The 20,158-nt window shown below is 59.5% G+C and carries 15 protein-coding genes and 1 pseudogene; 10 read left to right on the forward strand and 6 right to left on the reverse strand.

Annotated features, from left to right (window positions below; translation table 11 throughout):
• The first annotated feature begins 42 nt into the window (after positions 1 to 42).
• A complete protein-coding gene (locus tag KGB14_RS07925; protein ID WP_223485468.1) occupies positions 43 to 1,911 on the forward strand; it encodes a hypothetical protein in 1,869 nt (622 codons plus the stop codon).
• Between the two features lie 26 nt (positions 1,912 to 1,937).
• Positions 1,938 to 3,188: a metallophosphoesterase family protein gene (locus tag KGB14_RS07930; RefSeq protein WP_223485470.1), complete on the forward strand. Its 1,251-nt coding sequence runs from the start codon at positions 1,938 to 1,940 to the stop codon at positions 3,186 to 3,188.
• A gap of 108 nt (positions 3,189 to 3,296) precedes the next feature.
• Here KGB14_RS07930 and gbcA read toward each other — a convergent pair whose 3' ends face one another.
• Positions 3,297 to 4,592, reverse strand: a complete 1,296-nt coding sequence (gbcA, locus tag KGB14_RS07935) for a glycine-betaine demethylase subunit GbcA (RefSeq protein WP_223485472.1) — start codon at positions 4,590 to 4,592, stop codon at positions 3,297 to 3,299.
• A 282-nt stretch (positions 4,593 to 4,874) separates the two neighbouring features.
• Between gbcA and gbcB the strand changes: the two genes are divergently transcribed.
• On the forward strand, positions 4,875 to 5,975 hold the full coding sequence (gene gbcB / locus KGB14_RS07940) for a glycine-betaine demethylase subunit GbcB (RefSeq protein WP_223485474.1): 1,101 nt from the start codon (positions 4,875 to 4,877) through the stop codon (positions 5,973 to 5,975).
• 505 nt (positions 5,976 to 6,480) lie between these two features.
• Here gbcB and KGB14_RS07945 read toward each other — a convergent pair.
• From KGB14_RS07945 to KGB14_RS07965, 5 genes and pseudogenes are all read right to left on the reverse strand, one after another.
• Positions 6,481 to 6,867 carry a hypothetical protein gene (locus tag KGB14_RS07945; protein WP_223485476.1) on the reverse strand — a complete coding sequence of 129 codons (387 nt, stop codon included), beginning with the start codon at positions 6,865 to 6,867 and terminating at the stop codon, positions 6,481 to 6,483.
• Positions 6,864 to 8,225 carry a hypothetical protein gene (locus KGB14_RS07950; RefSeq protein WP_223485478.1) on the reverse strand — a complete coding sequence of 454 codons (1,362 nt, stop codon included), beginning with the start codon at positions 8,223 to 8,225 and terminating at the stop codon, positions 6,864 to 6,866. Before KGB14_RS07950 ends, KGB14_RS07945 begins: the two co-directional genes overlap by 4 nt.
• 104 nt (positions 8,226 to 8,329) lie before the next feature.
• A pseudogene (locus tag KGB14_RS07955) lies at positions 8,330 to 8,814 on the reverse strand (Hcp family type VI secretion system effector).
• Positions 8,815 to 8,983: 169 nt separating this feature from the next.
• Positions 8,984 to 9,808, reverse strand: a complete 825-nt coding sequence (locus KGB14_RS07960) for an SDR family oxidoreductase (protein ID WP_223485481.1) — start codon at positions 9,806 to 9,808, stop codon at positions 8,984 to 8,986.
• A gap of 229 nt (positions 9,809 to 10,037) precedes the next feature.
• Positions 10,038 to 11,078 (reverse strand): low specificity L-threonine aldolase, encoded by a 1,041-nt coding sequence (locus KGB14_RS07965; RefSeq protein ID WP_223485483.1) that lies wholly within the window; start codon positions 11,076 to 11,078, stop codon positions 10,038 to 10,040.
• Positions 11,079 to 11,209: 131 nt separating this feature from the next.
• Here KGB14_RS07965 and KGB14_RS07970 point away from each other — a divergent pair, with 131 nt between their 5' ends.
• The 7 genes from KGB14_RS07970 (at position 11,210) to purU (ending at position 20,012) form a co-directional block, all read left to right on the forward strand.
• Entirely contained in the window at positions 11,210 to 11,926 is a 717-nt protein-coding gene (locus tag KGB14_RS07970) for a TraX family protein (protein ID WP_223485485.1), read from the forward strand.
• 388 nt (positions 11,927 to 12,314) lie between these two features.
• Positions 12,315 to 13,568 carry a serine hydroxymethyltransferase gene (glyA, locus tag KGB14_RS07975; RefSeq protein ID WP_223485487.1) on the forward strand — a complete coding sequence of 418 codons (1,254 nt, stop codon included), beginning with the start codon at positions 12,315 to 12,317 and terminating at the stop codon, positions 13,566 to 13,568.
• 23 nt (positions 13,569 to 13,591) lie between these two features.
• Positions 13,592 to 14,842, forward strand: a complete 1,251-nt coding sequence (locus KGB14_RS07980; protein ID WP_007947735.1) for a sarcosine oxidase subunit beta — start codon at positions 13,592 to 13,594, stop codon at positions 14,840 to 14,842.
• Between the two features lie 14 nt (positions 14,843 to 14,856).
• Positions 14,857 to 15,186 (forward strand): sarcosine oxidase subunit delta, encoded by a 330-nt coding sequence (locus KGB14_RS07985; protein WP_033053963.1) that lies wholly within the window; start codon positions 14,857 to 14,859, stop codon positions 15,184 to 15,186.
• Complete coding sequence (locus KGB14_RS07990) at positions 15,183 to 18,200, forward strand: sarcosine oxidase subunit alpha (RefSeq protein ID WP_223485489.1); 3,018 nt, start codon at positions 15,183 to 15,185, stop codon at positions 18,198 to 18,200. The genes KGB14_RS07985 and KGB14_RS07990 overlap by 4 nt, the downstream gene beginning before the upstream one ends.
• Before the next feature lie 165 nt (positions 18,201 to 18,365).
• The gene (locus KGB14_RS07995) at positions 18,366 to 18,998 is read left to right on the forward strand and encodes a sarcosine oxidase subunit gamma (RefSeq protein ID WP_223485491.1); all 633 of its coding nucleotides are present in this window, start codon (positions 18,366 to 18,368) and stop codon (positions 18,996 to 18,998) included.
• A gap of 156 nt (positions 18,999 to 19,154) precedes the next feature.
• Positions 19,155 to 20,012, forward strand: a complete 858-nt coding sequence (gene purU / locus KGB14_RS08000) for a formyltetrahydrofolate deformylase (protein ID WP_223485493.1) — start codon at positions 19,155 to 19,157, stop codon at positions 20,010 to 20,012.
• Positions 20,013 to 20,158 lie beyond the last annotated feature (146 nt).

Here is a 20,158-nt window from a genome sequence, read left to right on the forward strand (position 1 = left end):
AGGCGCTACACCTCGCGGGTCACGCACAAGGAAAGGGATGCCATGGACAGTTACATCCGCTGGTTTCAACGCTTCATCTGGCTAGGCATTGTAATGAACATGGTCTTCGCGATTCCGGCGCTGTTCGCGCCGGCATTGCTGACCTCGATGCTCGGGATGCCACCGCAACTCTCCGATCCGTGGCTGGAAAACGCCGGCATGCTGCTGGTGGGGATCAGCCTGTTCTACATGCCATCAGGCTTCAACGCACCAAGATACGTCGTGCATTCGTGGCTGTGCGTGTTGTCGCGACTGGTCGCCGTGGCGTTCTGGATCTACCTGATCAACACCAGCAACCAGGCCCAGGTGTTCGTGCCCATGCTGGTGGGCGATCTGAGTATGTTCCTGATCCTCGGGATTCTGCTGTTCCTGGGCAGCGCTCCGGCCAATCGGCCCTTGGCGTTGCTTGGCGACGGCTGGCGTGAGTGGCGCGCAGCCTGGGCGCGACGCTGGCAGCGGCACAGCTTCAAGGTCGCTACGCTGGTCGTGGTGCTGGCGCTGGGGTTTATCGGCTATGAAACCTGGTACCAGATGCTGCGGGTGGTGCCGGCCGAGCAATTCGCCTCCGATGAGGACCATTACAAATACGCCGCCATCGGCCTGGGCATCGAAGCGCGGATTCCCTATTACCTGTTCGCCGTATTGCCGCAGATGTGCCCGGATAAACTGCCAAAGCCCGGCGGTTACGAAGTGTTCGGTTTCCTCTACGAGAACGGCAAGGACCTGCCGATCGGCATGGCCAAGCGGCAGATCGGCTACCCGACCGTGGAGCCCAATTGCGCCCTGTGCCACACCGGTTCCTACCGGGCCAATGCCAGCGATGTCGCCATCCCGGTAGCCACCGCGCCGGCCAATACCCTGCAACTGCAGGCCTTTCAGTGGTTCGCCTACGATTGCGCCAGCGACCCGAGATTCACCACCGACGCGGTGATGACCGCGATCAACAGCAAGTTCCAGCTCGGGTTTTTCGAGCGGTTGTACAACCGTTATCTGATCATCCCGATGGCCACCAGTGCGCTGATCAAGCAGAAGCAGGCCTATGCCTGGCAGCAACTGCGCGCCCCGCAAGGGCCGGGGCGCACCGACACCTTCAACCCGACGAAAATGGTGGTGTTCGGTTTCCCGGATGACTCGACCATCGGCACCGTCGACTTGCCGCAAGTCTGGAACCAGAAACCCCGAGAGTCGCTGTACCTGCACTGGGACGGCAACAACAACGACATCCATGAGCGCAACTACGCGGCGGCCATGGCCGTGGGCGCGACGCCGGAGTCGGTGCTGCCGGCCAGTTTCAATCGGGTGACCAACTGGCTGCTGGGCCACAAGGCGCCAGCCTGGCCATTCGCGCTGGATCAGGCCAAAGTCGCCCGGGGCAAGCCCGTCTGGGAGCACAACTGCGCCGGTTGCCATGATTTCGGCCGCACCGACACCGGTCAGGTCACCACTAACATTGATGAACTGGGCACCGATCCCCATCGGCTTAACTCGTTCACCACCGGTTTGGTGACGGCTTTCCATGGCTTCAAGAAATCGCCGTTCGACTTTGGCGCCTACCGCAAGACCCAGAGCTACAGCAACACACCGACCGACGGCGTCTGGCTGCGCGCGCCGTACTTGCACAACGGTTCGGTGCCGACCCTGTGGGATTTGCTGCAACCACCGGAAAAGAGGCCGCAGGTGTTCTTCACCGGCTCCGATGTGTACGACCAGGACAAGGTCGGCTTCGTCACCAGTGGCGAGCAGATGAAGGCCTCGGCGGACTTCAAATACGACACCCGTCTGGAGGGCAACCACAACGGCGGCCACCTGTACGGCACGCAGTTGTCGGAACTCGATAAGCGGGCGCTCATCGAGTTCATGAAAACCCTGTGATTCCACTACGGATGGAGGAAAGCGACATGTCATTAGTCAGCCATTTGGAACACGAGTACGACAAGGTCAAGCTACGCGTGCACGGCCTGTTCACCCGCCTGGAAATGGCCTGGAAAAAGCTCGTCAGCGAGCTTGAGCCGGAGGAGTTCGAAGCCATCGTCGCGCTGTTGCAACGGGGGCACGATCAGGCGCAATACGTGCTCAAGCACGGCGATATGCCAGACGATCAACCGAGTGTGCCGTGGGAGTTGTCCCACGGCCTGTCGATCCTGCACATCGGCAACGCCAGCCCCTTGCCGCAATCGGCAGATGAACTGCAAACCCGAGTGCTCAAGGACGGCAGCCTGCTCGGTTGTCGCAAATGGGAGCTGCTGGATCTGTTGTGGAGCGAGGCGCTGCTCAAGTGGATCGAGAACCTGCGGCATCACGCGCCATTCGCCACCAACCCGGCGCTGATGCGCATGGACAGTGACGTGACCCTGGCCATTGCCGGCGACTGGGGCACGGGGCCGTTCGACAGCCATGCCCCGGCGGTGTCGGTGGCCAACCAGATGCAACTGGCCGAGGCCGACTTCACCATTCACCTGGGGGATGTGTATTACGCCGGCACCCGCTCCCAGGAAGACGTCGACATGGTCGGCTGGCCCATGGGCAAGCACGGCTCGTTCACCCTCAACTCCAACCACGAGATGTACAGCGGCGCCCATGGCTATTTCAAGGAACTGGCCAAGCGTTTCCCGACGCAGCAGGGCACCAGTTATTTTGCGTTGTACAACGATGACTGGCTGGTGATCGGCCTCGACACGGCTTACGCCTCGGAAGCGATCAACCTGTACATGGACGGTGCGCTGAACAAGGCGCAGATCGACTGGATGAAAGACCTGCCCCAGCGCAAGAAAATCATGGTGCTCAGTCATCACCAGGGCTTCGATATTTCCGGGCACAACAAGACGGCACTGTATAAGCCGGTGTGCGATGCCTTGGGGCGCGAGCCGGATTACTGGTATTGGGGGCATTTGCACAATGGCATCTGCTACGCCGCGCAAGGCGGCTTGCATGCGCGTTGCGCCGGGCATGGGGCGATTCCCTACGGCAATGCCAGTGAACTGAACGGACATGCGGGGGTGCTGTGGTCGGAAACGCAAAATGCGCGGGATGAGGCGTACCCGGATCGGGTATTGAACGGTTATGTGAAGGTGCGGCTGGTGGGGGAGAACATCGAAGAGACGTTTATTGGCGAGGATGGGTCGGTGCGGTGGTCTTCATCAGCCCATTGATTTGTGGTGACGGGTAGGCCGTCATCGCGAGCAGGCTCGCTCCCACAAGGGATCTTCATTGCACATAGATCCAGTGTGGGAGCGAGCCTGCTCGCGATGTTTTTGTTCTTAGCCTTGAACCGGAACCCCTTTGAGGTACGGCGCAGGCTCGGCCCCAAGGTTGTTCAGCAGGCGCTCGCTGTACCAATCCACGAAGTTCACCACACCAAACTCATAGGTCTTGGAGTAAGGCCCTGGCTGGTACGCGGTGGAGTTGATTCCGCGCTGGTTTTCTTCGGCCAGGCGACGGTCCTGGTCGTTGGTCGCATCCCAGACCTGGCGCATGCGCTCCACGTCGTAGTCCACGCCTTCGACCGCGTCCTTGTGGACGATCCACTTGGTGGTGACCATGGTTTCCTGAGCACTGATCGGCCACACGGTGAACACGATGATGTGGTCGCCCATGCAGTGGTTCCACGAGTGCGGCAGGTGCAGGATGCGCATCGAGCCCAGGTCCGGGTTCTTGATGCGGCCCATGAGTTTGGCGCAGCCCTGTTTGCCGTCCATGGTCATCGACACAGTGCCCTTGAGCAGCGGCATGCGCACGATGCGGTTACGCAGGCCGAAACTGGCGTGGGCGTAAGGAATCTTCTCGGCTTCCCAGGCAGCGGCCGAAGCAGCGACGTGGTCCTTGAAGGCCTGGTCGGCACGCGGGTCGGTGACGTCGTCCCATTCCAGCAGGGTTTTCAGCAGTTCCGGGTGCGACGCGTTGCAGTGGTAGCACTCGCGGTTGTTTTCCAGCACCAGTTTCCAGTTGGCTTTCTCCATCAAGGTGGTTTGCACCGCCACCTTGGTGTTCTCCATGTCGTACGGTTCCATGTAATGGTTGAGCGTCGACAGGAAGTCATCGATGGCCGGCGGGTTCTCCGACAGGCTGATGAAGATGTAACCGCCAGCGGTCTTCACGTTCACTGGCTTGAGGCCGTATTGCTTCATGTCGAAGTCGGCGCCCATTTCGGTGCCGGCGAACAGCAGGCGACCGTCCAGCTCATACGTCCACTGGTGGTAGTGGCAGACCAGTTTGGCGACTTTGCCTTTTTCACTGGTGCACAGCCGTGAACCACGGTGGCGGCAGACGTTGTGGAATGCATGCACCACGCCGTCGGCGCCGCGAATCACGATGATCGGGTTCTTGCCGACTTGCAGGGTCAGGTAGTTGCCCTTGGTCGGGATTTCGCAGGTCATGCCGGCGATCAACCACTCTTTCTGGAAGATCTCCTGCATATCGATATCAAACAGCCGCTCGTCAGAGTAAAACGGCTGCGGCAGCGAGAAAGTGCGCTCGCGTTCTTGCAGCATCTGCGCGGTGGCCTTGCGTGCGGGTTCCAGTGGATCGCCCAGGCTCAGTGTAGTGGTGACGTCCATCGTGTGTTTCCTCAAGGCCATCTGCGTGGCCGCGAAAGTGGCTGATCAGGTTTGCTACGCAAGGTGTAAAGATTGTGTCTTGGTATGGGGCGAGTGTGGGGCCGGCGCTCGCCAGAACCTTATCCATGGGCGACATGGCCCAATCTGTTCCCGACGCGCAACCCCCGGTAATTGGGGGCTGGTCGCGATAAGTATGTGAATGTCGCAGATAGGTAAATGGAGGGGCTGCGCTATACGCAGAATCGCCAACATGAAGGCCGGTAGTCGGCCGTGGAGATCAGCATGTCCAACAGCTTCCTGAACCCGGTAACCACCCAGACCTGGGCCAATGGTCGACACATAGTCCGTTGCGTCAAAGTCATCCAGGAAACCTGGGATGTGCGCACCTTCTGCTTTATGGCCGACCAGCCGATCCTGTTCTTCTTCAAGCCCGGGCAGTTCGTCACCCTGGAGCTGGAAATCGACGGCGTGCCGATCATGCGCTCCTACACCATTTCCAGTTCGCCGTCGGTGCCGTACAGCTTTTCGGTGACCATCAAGCGCGTGCCGGGGGGCAAGGTCTCCAACTGGCTGCACGACACTCTACATGAAGGCCAGGAGCTGGCGGTGCACGGGCCGGTCGGGCTGTTCAACGCCATGGACTTCACCGCGCCGAAAGTGCTCTACCTCAGCGGCGGTGTCGGCATCACCCCGGTCATGTCCATGGCACGCTGGTTCTACGACACCAACGGCAACGTCGACATGGTGTTTATCCACAGCGCCCGTTCGCCCAAAGACATCATTTATCACCGCGAGCTGGAACACATGGCGTCGCGGATCGACAACTTCAGCCTGCACCTGATCTGCGAGAAGCATGGCCTGGGCGAGCCGTGGGCCGGTTATCGCGGTTACCTGAACCACAAGATGCTCGAACTGATGGCGCCGGACTTCCTTGAGCGTGAAGTCTTCTGCTGCGGCCCGACCCCGTACATGAACGCGGTCAAGCGCATGCTCGAGACGGCGGGTTTCGACATGTCGCGTTATCACGAGGAATCCTTCGGCGCGACGCCGCCGGAAGCCCGTGCCGATGCGGTGGAGCAAGCCGAAATCGCAGCGGACGCACCGGAAGTCGATGCAGCGGATCTGCATCAAGTGGAATTCACCGCCTCCGGCAAAAGCATTCGCGTGGCACCGGGTGAAACTGTGCATGCGGCGGCAGCCAAGCTTGGCCTGCTGATTCCGAAAGCTTGCGGGATGGGGATCTGCGGGACGTGCAAGGTGATGAAGCTGGGGGGCGAGGTCGAAATGGACCACAACGGCGGGATTACCGAGGAAGACGAAGCCGAGGGTTACATCCTGTCGTGCTGCAGTGTGCCGAAGGGGGATGTACGGATTGAGTTTTGAGAGACATGTGAAATAGCCGATCTGCCGCGTGGGAGATCGGTTGATGTATGGTTATTTCAGGCTAACGCCGAAAAAAAGAGATACCTGATGCAGGAAAACTCCTGTGATAAAACTGTAAAAGCAGATCTTTCTATACAGGCTTGAATCGTATTTGATGTTGTACCTTGCGGTGAGCACTGCGAGTGATATCAGGCATGCCGCGAATAAAAGAAGAATAGATACCGGGAAAAACAAACTTAGCCCTGTAAATTCGTGCCAAGGTACGTGTCGGCCTAGATAAGGCATGGCGATTTTTTGATTGTATATAGCTCGTATCGCGATCCCGATAAAAATTAATGCGATTGTGTTAAATATCAACACAAATCTAATTTGTGCTTTTGGTGTCATTTTGTCTTTAGGTGCGTAATTTTTATTTCTGAATTTTTTGTTCTTGTGGGTCTTTTTTGCTGGTATGTCGGAGTTGTTTGTATTCATGTGATGCTGTCTGCTGTAGGTTTAAATAATTTTAGACTAGGCCGAGTTCAGCGGTTAGCCATAAGCACACCATTGCCGCTCCAAAATAAATCATGAGCTTACGTGTCAGCAGCAACTGGCGTTTAAGTTCTGGCGGGAAATTTTCAATGTCTTGAGGGTCTAGCAAGCCGCTTTGAATGTGGTATTCGGGCCTCCACAGAATGCCGCAAACTTCCCCAACCATACGTATTCGCCCCCCCGGGCCTCCGTGCCATAGTGTTATAAGGGTTATGGAAAAAGGGCTGTTCTGAAGGCTGTTCAAGATGATATCCATCTTGGTTTTTGCTATGTAGAGCATGAAGCCGAGAAGGATGAAAATTCCGACGATAACTATAACGCCCGCAATCATGAAAATATTTTCTGCAGTACCAAGGCTCATTTTGTGTTCTCGTAGATAGACTCGGCCACGTATTCAGTCAATTTTTCGCCGACGTACCCGCCAGCGAAGGAGCCAGCTCCCGCGACAAAAATTCCGCATAGAAGAATTCCGACGCCAGCTGTCGAGACACCAACGCCCACGCAAATCGCCGTAGTTGTGGTCGAAGTCAAAATACCGCTGGCAAGGGCACCGCCACCCACCCCGCCAATGAAGCTTCCAGCCTCCGTGAACTTTACCTTTTCACACGCCTCGGTACTTCCATGTCTGCAAACATCCTGAACCTTCATGGCTGACGCTCCACCGCCCACAGCTGTGCCAATCCAACCGCCATATTTGACGTATTGCGATGCTTTGGTGACGGCCTGAATATGAGTGGCATAACCGGGAATCTGGCCGATGCCGCCGGCTTTTCTCCAGCGGTGCACAAGGTGAGGGTGATCAATGCCAAGGGCGGTTTTAAGGTTTGGATAATCAGGGAGGCCGATGGTTTTCTTGGTTAACTTGGTGAGTTGGCCGTCCAGATTTTTGAGCAGGCGGGCACGCTGTTTTTTGAATTTCTTTGAATTCAGGCTGCCATTTGCCTCGAGGGTATTGGTATGCAGGTTCTCAATGTCTTTCAGAATGGTTTTTATGCCATCCAGATGATTGGCCGCCATGGCTGTGGTGACGCCAATCACTTTCGATTCATCCGAGAGCGCGGTCTGAATAACGCCATAGTGCAGCGCCATAAAATCCGCTTCCTCCACCGTCAACGGCTCCAGCGCTGTGCTGACGATCTGAGCGGTTTGCATCAGCAGCGATTCTTCATACGTACATTGCTGATTGTCCGGGTCGCTCAGGACAATCATCGATCCGGCTTTCACCAGATCCAGGTTCGGATTCAAAGTTCTGAATTTAGCGATGACGCTCGGGTTGGGAGACGGGAATAGTTGCGCCTCAAGTTTCTCGGCTGAAATGCTTTTGGGCACGATGTAAAACCCCGGCTCCTCTGGTGCTGGAACCTCCACCGGCCAACGTTCCTGAGGGAAAAAACCGGGAACACGGGACGCTGGACGAGGGGCGTGAGTGGTGTTTTTGACACTCGTGTTCAGGGCTTTGAGATTCTGCGCATGCACGGCCCGCAACAGGCGCTCCGGGTCGGGTTGCGGCGCGGCTAGCGCGAGCATCGACAGCGGCGTCCGTTTGACCGCTTCGGGGATCGCGCCGTGCTTCTTCAACATCAAGAATCGGGACTGGTTCAAGAGGTTGTGCTGTTCCTGAACCAGCGCGCGTATCCCTTGTTCCGGAGTCTTGTGGCCTGAGCTGACTTCATCGGCGATGCGCTTGGCGTAATCGGCGGCTTGCTGGTTGAAACGCACGCGGGCCGTGCCGAACGCCAGGTGGCGGGCGCTGATCGAGTGGGCATGCCCTATCAGTTTGGCGGCGGCGCTTTGGACGTCCCAGAGGTCGTGGCGCTCGAGCGTCACCCCTCTTCGCCCCACGAGGCGTACCCGTGGTGCCGGCCGTGTGGTGAACCCAACTGATGCCCCGATATCGCAACGCCAGCAACTCCTGAGGCTCGGCGTCGTTTTGCAGAATCACATGGGGTACATCCTGCGTCAGGTTGGCGACAACGGCCCCGTCGAGGGAGACGGTGAAGTACTTTTCCTGCAGCCCCATGGCGGATGTGCGATAGAAACTGATCGTGCAGTCGAGCTCTTCTCTGTTTGCGAGAGCCTGGGTCAGCAGCGGCGAGGATTTGTCGACATTTTTGGTGACGATGACCGGAAAATGGGTGGGCTTGCCGAGGTTGCCATCGTTGGTCAGGTTGTGGCTGTAGGCGAGCACCATGATTTCATCGGTGTGCGCCGCCTGATACCTGTTGCCAACCGACTCCGGGGTCGAGCAGCCCGCTGAAATCAGGCCTTGTGTCTTGCCGGTGATCGTCATGTAGCCGGGATTCGCCATCGCTGCCATTCCTTGCTTGAAATAGGATTCGGCAGTCTAGGACGAGGGCTTCCCGGGTTATGTAGTCCCTGGAGTAGGCCGTTTCTGAAAAACGGCGATTGAAACAATTTGAGAGCGTCTGCGCCGATCCCGCCCGTAGGACAGGATCGACGTCTTCGCGGGGACAGTGTCAGTCAATAAACAGATCCGGCATCAGCGTCTCGGTTGAATCAGGCGCGAACCGATAGTGCTCAAATTCCGTTACCCCGTGTTCTTTCAGTACCTCTTCATCAATCAGCAGCCGACCGGTCATGCTGCGACCGCTGCTGTTCAGAATAACGTGGGCGGCATCCGCCATGATCGCGGGGGTGCGCGCATGCTTGAACGATTCGCGTGAGCCGAGCTGAAACTCGATCGCCGCAGTGGCGATCATCGTCTGTGGCCACAGGGAGTTGACGCTGATGCCGTAGGAGGCGAATTCCTCGCTCATGCCCAGGGTGAGCATGCTCATGCCGTACTTGGTCACCGTGTAAGGGCTGTACTGGGCGAACCACTTGGTGGCCAGGTTCAGCGGTGGTGACAGGTTGAGGATGTGGCCGGCGGTTTTTTTCAGATAGGGCAGGGCGGCCTGGCTGCACAGCAGCACGGCGCGGGTGTTGATCTGATGCATCAGGTCGAAGCGCTTGAGCTCGATGTGTTGCACGCCGGTCAGCTTGATCGCCCCGGCATTGTTGATCAGCGCATCGATGCCGCCGAAATGCTCACAGGCATCGGCCATGGCCTGGCGCACGGCCATTTCATCACGCACATCCACCTGCAAGGCCAGCGCCTTGCCGCCCGCGGCTTCGACTTCCGCCGCCACGCTGAAGATGGTGCCGGGCAGTTTGGGATGAGGGGTGGCACTTTTGGCGGCAATCACGATGTTGGCCCCGTCCTTTGCTGCCCGTAGCGCAATTTCACGACCGATCCCGCGACTGGCGCCGGTGATGAACAGGGTTTTGCCTTTCAATGACATGCGTACGCTCCCGATTGTTGTTATCTGAGCGCATCGATAACGGCTCGCCAGTCAATGTAGACCAACTCTTGCGGGGCGAATGATCAGAAGGGGGGAGAAGGCTCTGGTGGTTAGGAGGTTTGCTCAAGAAGGTGCGGTCTCTGTAGGAGCTGCCGAAGGCTGCGATCTTTTGATCTTCTAAAAGCCAAGTCAAAAGATCGCAGCCTTCGGCAGCTCCTACAGGTAAAGATTAGGCGCTCATCACTTCCCGAATATCTGCCGCCAATTCGCGCACACGTTCTTCTTCGGTGTCCCACGAGCACATGAACCGTGCACCGCCGTTGCCGATGAAGGTGTAGAAGCGCCAGCCCTTGGCGGTCAGTGCGGCAATGGCCGGTTCCGACAGTTGCAGGAACACGCCGTTGGCCTGCACCGGGAACATCAGTTCCACGCCCGGAATATCGCTCACCAGTTCGGCCAGCAACTGCGCGCAGTGGTTGGCGTGGCGGGCGTATTTGAGCCAGGCGTCGTTTTCCAGGATCCCGACCCACGGCGCCGAAAGGAAGCGCATTTTCGACGCCAGTTGCCCGGCCTGCTTGCAGCGGTAATCGAAGTCTTCGGCCAGTTTGTGGTTGAAGAACAGAATCGCTTCGCCCACCGCCATGCCGTTTTTCGTGCCGCCGAAGCACAACACGTCGACGCCCGCCTTCCAGGTCAGGTCGGCTGGCGAGCAGCCAAGGTACGCGCAGGCATTGGAGAAACGTGCGCCGTCCATGTGCAGGTTCAGGCCCAGTTCTTTACAGGTGACGCTGATGGCGCGGATTTCTTCCGGTGTGTACACGCTGCCGACTTCGGTGGCCTGGGTCAGGGTGACGACGCGCGGTTTCGGGTAGTGGATATCCTGGCGCTTGAGGGCGATTTCGCGGATCGATTCCGGCGTCAGCTTGCCGTTTTCGGTGCGGGCGATCAGCAGCTTGGAACCGTTGGAGAAAAACTCCGGCGCGCCGCATTCGTCGGTTTCGACGTGGGCGGTTTCCGAGCAGATCACGCTGTGGTAACTCTGGCACAGTGACGACAGGGCCAGCGAGTTGGCGGCGGTGCCATTGAAGGCGAAGAACACTTCGCAGTCGGTTTCGAACAGCTTGCGAAATTGATCGGCCGCGCGTGCGGTCCATTCATCGTCGCCGTAAGCGCGCTGGTGGCCGTGGTTGGCCTGTTCCATGGCGGCCCAGGCTTCAGGGCAGATACCGGAATAGTTGTCGCTGGCGAATTGTTGGCTCTTGTCGGTCATGGCCGGCTTCCGTAATCGAGGCTCTTATGGTGAAGAGCTTCGTGGTCAATGATGGTGCGCACTTTACCGAAGATCGTCCGGGGGGCACACGGGATGTTGCTGTCAGAAAAATACACGGTTGACGGGCAATTATGCACATGACTCAACGGGATGGGGCGCTGGATCTGCTCAAGTGGTTGGCGCTGCTGAGCATGGTGCTCGATCACCTGCGATATGTCGGTTTCTCCATCGATCTGCTGTATGTGCCGGGTAGATTGGCGTTCCCGTGGTTCTGCCTGGCGATGGCGGCGAACCTGACGCGAGCCCACGCAATCACCACCGACGGTCAGTGGCGTTACCTCGGCTGGTTGTTGCTGTTTAGCGCTCTGAGTGAAATCCCCTACCGGATGTACATTCCTGATCACGACACCTTGAATGTGTTGCCCACGTTGGTTCTGGGGCTGTTGGTCGCCCGTGGCTGGCAGCAGAGTGGGCTTCAATCGCGACTATTGGCGGCGGGTGCCTTGTTGCTGGCGGCACTGTTCGCGGAGCGATTGATGTTCGGTTTCTTCGGCGTATTGTTGCCGCTGGCGATGTTGCTGGTGATCAGGCGGCCCTGGTATTTGAGCCTGCTGCCGGGGTTGGTCTGCCTGGCGGCCAATCAGTGGCAAGTGCTGTATTACGCCGCCCGGCTCGGCAACCGTACGGCGATTTTCGGCATTGCCGCTTGTCTGATAGCGCCATTGCTGGGGCTGCTGTTATTGCGATTCGCCCAAGGCATCCGGCCACTGCCGATGCGCCGCTGGGCTTACACGCTCTATCCCGCGCATTTCCTCGTGCTTCTGACCTTGCGCCCACTCATCGCTTGACCCCTGACTCCTGTAGGAGCTGCCGAAGGCTGCGATCTTTTGACTTTGGCTTTTAGAGGATCAAAAGATCGCAGCCTTCGGCAGCTCCTACAGAGGGGCGCAAAACCCTGTGGGAGCGGGCTTGCCCGCGATAGCGGTGGGTCAGCTGACATCATGCTCGATGTGATGCCGCCATCGCGGGCAAGCCCGCTCCCACAAGGGATCCATTCTGATTTTAAGATTGTGTCCGGTCAGGCTTTTCGGCTCATGTCGTAAACGCACCTTTGCGTGGCGTCCGTAGGCATTTGACCTGTCTGCGCCGGTCATACCATCGCATCCAAAGGGCACTGCCGAAACGCCAGTGCCTTACCGAGACGAATGGCGCATAGATGCCGCTGGGAGAGACGCGATGTTCAGCAAGCAAGACCAGATCAAGGGTTACGACGATGCACTGCTGGCGGCGATGAATGCCGAGGAGCAACGCCAGGAAGATCACATCGAGCTGATCGCGTCAGAGAACTACACCAGCAAGCGCGTGATGGAAGCGCAGGGCAGCGGCCTGACCAACAAATACGCCGAAGGCTATCCGGGCAAGCGCTACTACGGTGGCTGCGAGCACGTCGATAAAGTTGAAGCGCTGGCGATCGAACGCGCCAAGCAACTGTTCGGCGCCGATTACGCCAACGTCCAGCCGCACTCCGGTTCCTCGGCCAACAGCGCCGTGTACCTGGCCCTGCTGCAAGCCGGCGACACCATCCTCGGCATGAGCCTGGCCCATGGCGGTCACCTGACCCACGGCGCCAAAGTGTCGTCCTCGGGCAAACTGTACAACGCCGTGCAGTACGGCATCGACACCAAAACCGGGCTGATCGATTACGACGAAGTCGAGCGCCTGGCGGTCGAGTGCAAGCCGAAAATGATCGTTGCCGGGTTCTCGGCCTACTCCAAGACCCTCGACTTCCCACGCTTCCGTCAGATCGCCGACAAGGTCGGTGCTCTGCTATTCGTCGACATGGCTCACGTCGCAGGTTTAGTCGCTGCTGGCCTGTACCCGAATCCGCTGCCTTACGCCGACGTGGTGACCACCACCACCCACAAGACCCTGCGCGGTCCGCGTGGCGGCCTGATCCTGGCCAAGGCCAACGAAGAAATCGAGAAAAAGCTCAACGCTGCGGTTTTCCCGGGTGCCCAGGGTGGCCCGCTGATGCACGTGATCGCCGGTAAGGCAGTGTGCTTCAAGGAAGCGTTGGAGCCTGGCTTCAAGGCTTACCAGCAACAAGTGATCGATAACGCCCAGGCCATGGCCGGCGTATTTATCAAACGCGGCTACGATGTAGTGTCCGGCGGCACCGATAACCACCTGTTCCTGGTCAGCCTGATCCGTCAGGGCCTCACCGGCAAAGAGGCGGACGCAGCACTCGGTCGCGCCCACATCACTGTGAACAAGAACGCTGTCCCGAACGATCCACAGTCGCCGTTCGTGACCTCCGGCCTGCGTATCGGCACCCCGGCGGTGACCACTCGCGGCTTCAAGGTTACCCAGTGCGTCACGCTTGCCGGCTGGATCTGCGACATCCTCGACAACCTCGGCGACGCCGATGTCGAGGCCAATGTCGCGCAGCAAGTGGCAGCCCTGTGCGCGGACTTCCCGGTTTATCGCTGAGCGCGGTTTTGGAGTAAATGACTATGCAACGCTATTCGGGCTTCGGCCTCTTCAAACACTCCCTCAGCCATCACGAAAACTGGCAGAAGATGTGGCGCACGCCGACCCCTAAAAAGGTCTATGACGTGGTCATCGTCGGCGGTGGCGGGCATGGTCTGGCGACCGCCTACTACCTGGCCAAGGAGCACGGCATCACCAACGTGGCCGTGGTCGAGAAAGGCTGGCTGGGCGGCGGTAACACCGCGCGCAACACCACCATCGTTCGCTCCAACTACCTGTGGGACGAGTCGGCGCACCTGTACGAACACGCGATGAAATTGTGGGAAGGCCTGTCCCAGGACCTGAACTACAACGTGATGTTCTCCCAGCGTGGCGTCTACAACCTGTGCCACACCCTGCAGGACATCCGTGATTCCGAGCGTCGGGTCAGCGCCAACCGCCTCAACGGCGTGGACGGCGAACTGCTCGATGCCAAACAAGTGGCTGACGAGATTCCGTACCTCGACTGCTCGAAGAACACTCGCTACCCGGTGATGGGCGCCACCGTCCAGCGTCGCGGCGGCGTGGCCCGTCACGATGCCGTGGCATGGGGCTTTGCCCGTGCCGCCGACGCCTTGGGCGTGGACCTGATTCAACAGACCGAAGTGATCGGTTTCCGCAAGGAAAACGGCGTGTGCATCGGCGTTGAAACCAACAAGGGCTTCATCGGCGCCAAGCGCGTCGGCGTGGTCACCGCCGGTAACTCCGGGCACATGGCCAAACTCGCCGGTTTCCGTCTGCCGATCGAATCGCACCCGCTGCAAGCGCTGGTGTCCGAGCCGATCAAGCCGATTATCGACAGCGTGATCATGTCCAACGCCGTACACGGTTACATCAGCCAGTCCGACAAGGGCGACCTGGTGATCGGCGCCGGTATCGACGGCTACAACGGCTACGGCCAGCGTGGTTCGTACCCGGTGATCGAGCACACCATTCAGGCCATCGTCGAGATGTTCCCGGTGTTGTCCCGCGTACGCATGAACCGTCAGTGGGGCGGCATCGTCGACACCACGCCGGATGCGTGCCCGATCATTTCGAAAACCCCGGTCCCGAACATGTTCTTCAACTGCGGTTGGGGTACCGGCGGCTTCAAGGCAACACCTGGCTCGGGCAACGTGTTTGCCGCAAGCCTGGCCAAGGGTGAAATGCACCCACTGGCCGCACCTTTCTCCATCGACCGTTTCCACAACGGTGCGTTGATCGACGAACACGGCGCTGCTGCGGTTGCCCACTAACAGGAGAAATCCCCATGTTGCATATCTTCTGTCCTCACTGCGGCGAACTGCGCTCCGAAGAGGAATTCCATGCATCCGGCCAGGCGCACATCCCGCGCCCACTGGATCCGAACAGCTGCACTGACGAGGAGTGGGGCGACTACATGTTCTTCCGCGATAACCCTCGCGGTCTGCACCACGAACTGTGGGATCACGTCGCCGGTTGCCGTCAGTACTTCAACGCCACCCGCGACACCGTGACCTACGAGATTCTCGAAACCTACAAGATCGGCGCCAAGCCGCAGTTCACCGACAAGACCGACAGCCCGAAAGCGGCCGCCACGGCTCTGGGAGAGAAGGTATGAGCCAGATCAATCGCCTGTCCAACGGCGGACGGATCGACCGTAACAAAGTGCTGAGCTTCACCTTCAACGGCCAGGTCTACAAAGGCTTTGAAGGCGATTCCCTGGCCGCTGCCTTGCTGGCCAACGGTGTCGACATCATCGGCCGCAGCTTCAAGTACTCGCGCCCGCGCGGCATCTTCGCCGCCGGTGCCGAAGAGCCGAACGCTGTGCTGCAGATCGGTGCGACCGAAGCCACGCAGATCCCGAACGTACGCGCCACGCAACAAGCGCTGTATCAAGGCCTGGTCGCCACCAGCACCAACGGCTGGCCGAGCGTGAACAACGACATGATGGGGATTCTCGGCAAGGTCGGCGGCAAGCTGATGCCGCCGGGCTTCTACTACAAAACCTTCATGTACCCGCAATCGTTCTGGATGACCTACGAGAAGTACATTCGTAAGGCCGCCGGCCTCGGCCGCTCGCCGACCGAAAACGATCCGGATACCTACGACTACATGAACCAGCACTGCGACGTGCTGATCGTCGGCGCTGGCCCTGCGGGTCTGGCGGCTGCACTGGCGGCTGCCCGTAGCGGTGCGCGCGTGATCCTGGCCGATGAGCAGGAAGAGTTCGGCGGCAGCCTGCTCGATTCCCGCGAAAGCCTCGATGGCAAACCTGCTACCGAGTGGGTCGCCAGCGTCATCGCCGAGCTGAAAAACACCCCGGACGTGCTGCTGTTGCCGCGCGCCACGGTCAACGGTTACCACGACCATAACTTCCTGACCATTCACGAGCGCCTCACCGATCACCTCGGCGACCGTGCCCCGATTGGCCAGGTGCGTCAGCGCATCCATCGGGTTCGCGCCAAGCGTGTGGTGCTGGCGACAGGCAGCCACGAGCGTCCACTGGTTTACGGCAACAACGACGTGCCGGGCAACATGCTCGCTGGCGCTGTGTCGACTTATGTTCGCCGTTACGGCGTGGCACCGGGCAAAAAGCTCGTGCTGTCGACCAACAACGATCACGCTTACCGCGTAGCGCTGGATTGGCTCGATGCCAGTCTGCAAGTGGTGGCGATCGCCGATGCCCGCAGCAACCCTCGCGGTGCGCTGGTGGAAGAAGCTCGCGCCAAAGGCATCCGCATCCTGACCGGCAGCGCCGTGATCGAGGCCCGTGGCAGCAAGCACGTCACCGCCGCTCGCGTTGCCGCGATTGATGTAAAAGCACACACCGTGACCAGCCCGGGCGAGTGGCTCGATTGCGACCTGGTCGCCAGTTCCGGCGGTTACAGCCCGGTGGTTCACCTGGCGTCGCACTTGGGTGGCAAGCCGATCTGGCGTGAAGACATCCTCGGCTTTGTGCCGGGCGAAGCACCGCAAAAACGCGTGTGCGTCGGTGGCATCAACGGCGTCTACAGCCTCGGCGATTCGCTGGCCGACGGTTTTGAAGGCGGTGCTCGCGCCGCCAGCGAAGCCGGTTTCAGCAAGGTCGAAGGCGTATTGCCCAAAGCCCTGAGCCGTCTGGAAGAGCCGACGCTGGCGCTGTTCCAGGTGCCTCACGAAAAAGCCACCGCACGGGCGCCGAAGCAATTCGTCGACCTGCAGAACGACGTCACCGCTGCCGCCATTGAACTGGCGACCCGCGAAGGCTTCGAGTCGGTCGAGCACGTCAAACGCTACACCGCGCTGGGCTTCGGCACCGATCAGGGCAAGCTCGGCAACGTCAACGGTCTGGCCATCGCCGCCCGTTCGCTGAACGTGACCATCCCGCAGATGGGCACCACCATGTTCCGTCCGAACTACACGCCGGTGACCTTCGGCGCCGTGGCCGGTCGTCACTGTGGGCACATCTTCGAGCCGGTTCGTTTCACCGCGCTGCATCATTGGCACGTGAAGAACGGCGCCGAGTTCGAAGACGTCGGTCAGTGGAAGCGTCCTTGGTACTTCCCGAAGAACGGTGAAGACCTGCACGCCGCCGTGAAGCGCGAATGCAAAGCCGTGCGCGACAGCGTCGGCCTGCTGGACGCTTCGACCCTGGGCAAGATCGACATCCAGGGCCCGGATTCGCGTGAGTTCCTCAACCGCATCTACACCAACGCCTGGACCAAGCTCGATGTGGGCAAGGCGCGTTACGGCCTGATGTGTAAAGAAGACGGCATGGTGTTCGACGACGGCGTGACTGCATGCCTGGCCGATAACCACTTCGTGATGACCACCACCACCGGCGGCGCTGCACGCGTGCTGCAATGGCTGGAGATTTACCATCAGACTGAATGGCCAGACCTGAAGGTGTACTTCACTTCCGTGACGGATCACTGGGCAACCATGACCCTGTCCGGGCCGAACAGCCGCAAGCTGCTCAGCGAAGTCACCGACGTCGATCTGGCCAATGAAGCGTTCCCGTTCATGACCTGGAAAGAAGCTCTGGTCGGTGGCGTGCCGGCGCGGATTTTCCGGATTTCGTTTACCGGTGAGCTGTCGTACGAAGTCAACGTGCAGGCCGACTACGCCATGGGCGTACTCGAAAAAATCGTCGAGGCCGGGAAGAAGTACAACCTGACTCCGTACGGCACTGAAACCATGCACGTACTGCGGGCCGAGAAGGGCTTCATCATCGTCGGTCAGGACACTGACAGCTCGATGACTCCGGACGACCTGAACATGGGCTGGTGTGTCGGTCGCACCAAACCGTTCTCGTGGATCGGCTGGCGCGGCATGAACCGCGAAGACTGCGTGCGTGATCAGCGCAAACAGCTGGTCGGTCTGAAGCCGATCGATCCAACCAAATGGCTGCCGGAAGGTGCGCAACTGGTGTTCAACACCAAGCAAACCATCCCGATGACCATGGTCGGTCACGTGACTTCCAGCTACCTGCACAACTCCCTCGGCTATTCGTTTGCCATGGGTGTGGTCAAGGGGGGGCTGAAGCGCATGGGTGAGCGGGTGTTCGCACCGCTGGCCGACGGCAGCGTGATCGAGGCGGAAATCGTTTCTTCGGTGTTCTTCGATCCGAAAGGTGATCGCCAGAACGTTTAATGGCCTCGGGTCCTGTGGACGGGCAGTTGCACCGAGTCGTCTGATTCGCGAGCAAGCCCGCTCCCACAGGGGGACGCGGTCGAATGTGGGAGCGGGCTTGCTCGCGAAGGCGGCGGCACAGCCACCACAAGGGCCAGAACCAACAGAATTCAAGACAGGTGCTTTATGACCGCAGCCAATGTTTACCAACAACGCCCAACCACCGGGGCCAAGGCCGAGTCGTCGCTGCATCATGCCGACCTCGCCAGCCTGGTGGGCAAGGGTCGCAAGAACGCCGGCGTGATCGTGCGTGAGAAAAAACTCCTCGGTCACCTGACCATTCGTGGCGATGGCCACGATGCGGCGTTCGCCGCTGGCGTGCACAAAGCGCTTGGCATCGAATTGCCGGGTGCACTGACCGTCATCGTCAAAGGCGAAACCAGCCTGCAATGGATGGGGCCGGATGAATGGTTGCTGATCGTGCCGACCGGTGAAGAATTCGCCGCCGAGCAAAAGCTGCGTGAGGCGCTGGGCGACCTGCACATCCAGATCGTCAACGTCAGCGGCGGCCAGCAGATCCTCGAACTGAGCGGCCCGAACGTGCGTCAGGTGCTGATGAAATCCACCAGCTACGACGTGCACCCCAACAACTTCCCGGTGGGCAAGGCTGTCGGCACCGTGTTTGCCAAGTCGCAACTGGTGATCCGCCATACCGCCGAAGACACCTGGGAACTGCTGATCCGCCGCAGCTTCTCGGATTACTGGTGGTTGTGGTTGCAGGATGCAGCGGCTGAGTACGGGCTTAGCGTCCAGGCTTGAGATTGCCTTCGCGGGCAAGTCGGATCGCCGCCCGCTCGCTCCTACAGTTGACCGTGTTGCCCCGTTATTTCATGGCCGACATCAACCCTGCAGGAGCGAGGCTTGCCCGCGAACAACCGCGAAGCGGTTGCCCATAACAACAGGAGTCACCGCACTATGAGCCGCGCCCCAGACACATGGATTCTGACCGCCGACTGCCCTAGCGTCCTCGGCACCGTGGATGCGGTGACCCGCTTTTTGTTCGAGCAGGGCTGCTACGTCACCGAGCACCACTCCTTCGATGACCGGCTCTCGGGCCGTTTCTTCATTCGCGTGGAATTCCGTCAGCCTGATGGCTTCGACGAACAAGCCTTTCGCGCAGGTTTGGCAGAGCGTGGTAACGCCTTCGGGATGGTCTTCGAGCTGACCCCGCCGAACTACCGGCCAAAAGTGGTGATCATGGTCTCCAAGGCCGATCACTGCCTCAACGATTTGCTCTATCGCCAGCGTATCGGCCAGTTGTCGATGGACGTGGCCGCTGTGGTCTCCAACCACCCGGACCTCAAGCCGTTGGCCGACTGGCACCAGATTCCGTACTACCACTTTCCGCTGGACCCGAACGACAAGCCGTCCCAGGAGCGTCAGGTCTGGCAGGTGATCGAAGAGTCCGGCGCCGAGCTGGTGATTCTTGCCCGTTACATGCAGGTTCTGTCGCCAGAGCTGTGCCGCAAACTCGACGGCAAGGCGATCAATATCCACCACTCCCTGCTGCCGGGTTTCAAAGGTGCCAAGCCCTATCACCAGGCCTACAACAAGGGCGTGAAACTGGTTGGCGCCACGGCGCATTACATCAACAACGACCTGGACGAAGGCCCGATCATCGCCCAGGGCGTGGAGGCCGTGGATCACAGTCATTACCCCGAAGATTTGATCGCCAAGGGGCGGGATATCGAAGGGCTGACACTGGCGCGGGCCGTTGGTTATCACATCGAACGACGCGTGTTCCTTAACGCGAACAGAACAGTAGTCCTCTAGCAGTTTTTACTGCCTGAAAAGATCGCAGCCTTCGGCAGCTCCTACGCCGATCGCATATCCCTGTAGGAGCTGCCGAAGGCTGCGATCTTTTGATTTACCGAGCAATCAACGCGCCGCCGATCCATGGCGACGCGACCGCTACATAA

Source organism: Pseudomonas sp. A-RE-19 (assembly GCF_019956555.1).
GTDB lineage: Bacteria > Pseudomonadota > Gammaproteobacteria > Pseudomonadales > Pseudomonadaceae > Aquipseudomonas.

Coding starts and splice junctions, on each gene's coding strand:
- KGB14_RS07925 (WP_223485468.1), top strand. CDS start 43: ATGGACAGTTACATCCGCTGGTTTCAACGCTTCATCTGGCTAGGCATT.
- KGB14_RS07930 (WP_223485470.1), top strand. CDS start 1,938: ATGTCATTAGTCAGCCATTTGGAACACGAGTACGACAAGGTCAAGCTA.
- gbcA (WP_223485472.1), bottom strand. CDS start 4,592: ATGGACGTCACCACTACACTGAGCCTGGGCGATCCACTGGAACCCGCA.
- gbcB (WP_223485474.1), top strand. CDS start 4,875: ATGTCCAACAGCTTCCTGAACCCGGTAACCACCCAGACCTGGGCCAAT.
- KGB14_RS07945 (WP_223485476.1), bottom strand. CDS start 6,867: ATGAGCCTTGGTACTGCAGAAAATATTTTCATGATTGCGGGCGTTATA.
- KGB14_RS07960 (WP_223485481.1), bottom strand. CDS start 9,808: ATGTCATTGAAAGGCAAAACCCTGTTCATCACCGGCGCCAGTCGCGGG.
- KGB14_RS07965 (WP_223485483.1), bottom strand. CDS start 11,078: ATGACCGACAAGAGCCAACAATTCGCCAGCGACAACTATTCCGGTATC.
- KGB14_RS07970 (WP_223485485.1), top strand. CDS start 11,210: ATGCACATGACTCAACGGGATGGGGCGCTGGATCTGCTCAAGTGGTTG.
- glyA (WP_223485487.1), top strand. CDS start 12,315: ATGTTCAGCAAGCAAGACCAGATCAAGGGTTACGACGATGCACTGCTG.
- KGB14_RS07980 (WP_007947735.1), top strand. CDS start 13,592: ATGCAACGCTATTCGGGCTTCGGCCTCTTCAAACACTCCCTCAGCCAT.
- KGB14_RS07985 (WP_033053963.1), top strand. CDS start 14,857: ATGTTGCATATCTTCTGTCCTCACTGCGGCGAACTGCGCTCCGAAGAG.
- KGB14_RS07990 (WP_223485489.1), top strand. CDS start 15,183: ATGAGCCAGATCAATCGCCTGTCCAACGGCGGACGGATCGACCGTAAC.
- KGB14_RS07995 (WP_223485491.1), top strand. CDS start 18,366: ATGACCGCAGCCAATGTTTACCAACAACGCCCAACCACCGGGGCCAAG.
- purU (WP_223485493.1), top strand. CDS start 19,155: ATGAGCCGCGCCCCAGACACATGGATTCTGACCGCCGACTGCCCTAGC.